Source organism: Gilliamella sp. Choc6-1 (assembly GCF_001690385.1).
Taxonomy (GTDB): domain Bacteria; phylum Pseudomonadota; class Gammaproteobacteria; order Enterobacterales; family Orbaceae; genus Gilliamella; species Gilliamella apicola_A.
This window is the reverse complement of sequence record NZ_LZHI01000058.1, coordinates 1-3,557: the sequence shown is the minus strand read 5'-3', so window position 1 is coordinate 3,557 and position 3,557 is coordinate 1. Positions and strand designations below refer to the sequence as shown.

The 3,557-nt window shown below is 33.7% G+C and carries 2 protein-coding genes; both read left to right on the top strand.

Translation table 11 applies throughout. The annotated features are described in order from the left end of the window. Positions 1 to 439 (top strand): autotransporter outer membrane beta-barrel domain-containing protein (locus tag A9G36_RS07790; RefSeq protein WP_141670628.1); only part of this gene is annotated, 439 nt, incomplete at its 5' end. A 339-nt stretch (positions 440 to 778) separates the two neighbouring features. Continuing rightward, positions 779 to 3,376, top strand: coding sequence for an autotransporter outer membrane beta-barrel domain-containing protein (locus A9G36_RS07785; RefSeq protein WP_065585606.1), 2,598 nt, complete (start codon positions 779 to 781; stop codon positions 3,374 to 3,376). Positions 3,377 to 3,557: the final 181 nt, after the last annotated feature.

The window sequence follows — 3,557 nt, the reverse complement described above, 5'->3', positions numbered from 1 at the left end:
AGCGGAAGCTGGTTATGGTTTGGTTCTTCATGAAGGTTTAGTTAAGAATTGGTTACTTGAGCCACATGCTCAGTTAGGCTATACCTGGTCAGACAGCCACAACTTTAAGTTAGGCACACAAGGCGAAGTAAGTAATGTTAATGGTGATGGAGTACAAATGCGTTTAGGTGCAAGATTCTATGGTCAAAGCACTAAAGAAGGCTATGGAGTATTACCATTTATAGAAGCCAACTGGTTGTATGATTCTTCTTCACCGGAAGCAAAAATTAATGGTAAACATGTTGAATCAGACATGAGTAAAAATTATATTGAATTAAAAGTGGGTGTGAATGGTAATTTAACCAAATCCCTCAGTAGCTATGCTCAATTAGACAGCCGATTTGGTAGCAACAACTACCGTCAACTTGGTGCGCAAATAGGTTTGAACTATTCATTCTAATAATTTAAAAAAACTCAATAAAAAAAAGCAGCACTTAATTGGTGCTGTTTTTTTATCTATATTAAATAACTTATCTAATTAAAATAATAATTAATATTATCTCTGACATTATCATGATTAATGAAGCTTTGTTACTGAGCAAATGAAGCATATAAGTAATTAAGTGTTCCTTCTGTTTGATGTTAATTTAATAAAAGAGTTAAATCAGGTTATTTTAAAGTCAAGAATGACCAATTAGATATTGATTGATTAATTAATTCATTCGATAATGTGGGTCGCATAATTTTTGCTGTTATCAGAAATTATGTTTAATTTTTAAGAAAAGAAAGGAAAAAGTAAATGAATAAAATTTATAAAGTTATAAAAAATCGGCAGGGAAAATGCCTGGCTGTATCTGAATTAGCTAAAGGTAGAGGAAAAAAAGCAAAATCTTTACTAATTAAAACAGCTGTAGTAGGTGCTATATCAACATTTATTGCAGGTGGTGCTTTAGCGGCAATAATACCAATAGAATCGGATGAAACAATAAAAGGTGACGGCTCTGGAACAATTCAAGGTGGGGTGAGCAATGATCAACATTTTGTAGGTATGGATGGTATAGGAAGCTTGACTATTAGTGATCAAGGTTCACTTACAACGCAGAGAATTATGGTAGGGAAAAATGAAGGAAGTTCAGGTAAATTAATACTTGATAATGGGCATCTTACCAGTACTGTGGGTAGTGTTTATTTAGGGGGGGGTGGCGATGCTGATATTTTAATCACAAACGGCGGCACTTTTACAAATACTGGATGGATTTCAACGAGTGTTGCGTATGACAGTAGCTCTAATGCAAAAGTAACTATATCAGGTAACGGTAGTGTATTAAGTCAACGTCATGATATAAGTATAGCTAATGATGGTAATGCTGTAATTAATATACTTGATAGAGGCGTAGTTAATTCTTCTAGAGGTACATTTATAGGTAATGAAGATGGAAATGCAATCATAAATATTGATGGCCAAGGCTCTGCTTTCAATTCTACAGGTCTGAGGCTTGGAACTCAAAATACAAACAAGAAAGGTTATGGTGAAATCAATATTACTAATGGCGGAAGTCTGAATGTTGAAGATGGAGACGCTTATAAAGAATTAATTGTTAGACATGGTAAAATTTTAGTTGATGGTGAAGGGTCACAATTAAATGCCACGAAAAAAGTAAAAGTGTTTAATCACACCAAAACTGATTTAACAAGTGAGATAACTGTATCTAATAATGCAACCATGAAAGTCAAAGATGATGCTAATGGTGATAATGAAGGTATACTTATCGAAAAAGGTGGTGCAGTAAATATCGGTGGTGCTGTTGGTAAAGCAGCAGAAAAAGCAGGTACGATTGATACACCTATTATCACTTTAAAAGATGATGGCGAATTAAATTTTAACCATACCGATAAAGATTATCAAGTACTATGGGATATTGACGGTGAAGGTAACGTTAACGTTGTTTCAGGCGATAACTTTGTTAATGGTAAACATACTTATAAAGGAAAAACCAATATAACCGGTGGTTCTTTGAATGCAAATGGTGAAAATGTATTTAGCCCTAATTCTGATTACAATATTGGTAAAGGTGGTTCATTAAATTTAAATAATCATAATCAAACAGTCGGTAATGTAGTTAATGCTGGAACTATTGATTTAGGTAAAAATTCAGCAAATACAGTATTAACAGTAAATGGAGATTACCATGGTGAAAATGGTCAGCTAAATATCTATGCCGATGTTGCCAAAAAACAATCAGATAAAATGATAGTAACGGGTAACGCAACTGGTAAGACAAATATTAATATTGTAGAAATTAACGGCAAAAATATTGAAGAAGGTGAAATAATAGATTTTGTTGAAGTTAATGGAGATGACGAATCAGAATGGCATGTTATAGAAAAACCAGATAGTGCTTTGGATTACGTTTTTGATTGGGATGCTTATGGTCGTTTATTAATAAAATACACTAATGCATTTTCAAATGTCCATAAATCGCCTGTTGCAGGTTCAGTTTTTGCCAATCATATGGCGTCGTTAAATATGTTCCGTCACAGTGCACATGATAGAGATACTTCAATTTATGTACCTGAATCAAATGTTTGGATGAGTTACAAATATAACCGCGCACAAAGTGATTTATTTGGAGGCAAACAATCAGTAAACATTCGAACCTCAGTAATAGAAATGGGTGTGGATGTATTATCACAAGAGCAATTTAAAGTTGGTGTTTATGGTGGTTATGGCCATAGTTCAACAGATACCAATCAAAAACACAGCGTACGTAAAGGGGACGGACGAGTTACTGGTTATAACTTAGGTGTTTATGGTAATTGGAATGACCAAGTAAATGGCGCAGGTTTATATGTTGATACTTGGGCTCAATACAGCTGGTTTAAAAATAACAATTCAACATATTTGTCGGAAATAAGACACTTCTCAAGTCATTATAATGGGAAGGCAATTACAGTATCAGCGGAAGCTGGTTATGGTTTGGTTCTTCATGAAGGTTTAGTTAAGAATTGGTTACTTGAGCCACATGCTCAGTTAGGCTATACCTGGTCAGACAGCCACAACTTTAAGTTAGGCACACAAGGCGAAGTAAGTAATGTTAATGGTGATGGAGTACAAATGCGTTTAGGTGCAAGATTCTATGGTCAAAGCACTAAAGAAGGCTATGGAGTATTACCATTTATAGAAGCCAACTGGTTGTATGATTCTTCTTCACCGGAAGCAAAAATTAATGGTAAACATGTTGAATCAGACATGAGTAAAAATTATATTGAATTAAAAGTGGGTGTGAATGGTAATTTAACCAAATCCCTCAGTAGCTATGCTCAATTAGACAGCCGATTTGGTAGCAACAACTACCGTCAACTTGGTGCGCAAATAGGTTTGAACTATTCATTCTAATAATTTAAAAAAACTCAATAAAAAAAAGCAGCACTTAATTGGTGCTGTTTTTTTATCTATATTAAATAACTTATCTAATTAAAATAATAATTAATATTATCTCTGACATTATCATGATTAATGAAGCTTTGTTACTGAGCAAATGAAGCATATAAGTAATTAAGTGTTCCTTCTGTTTGAT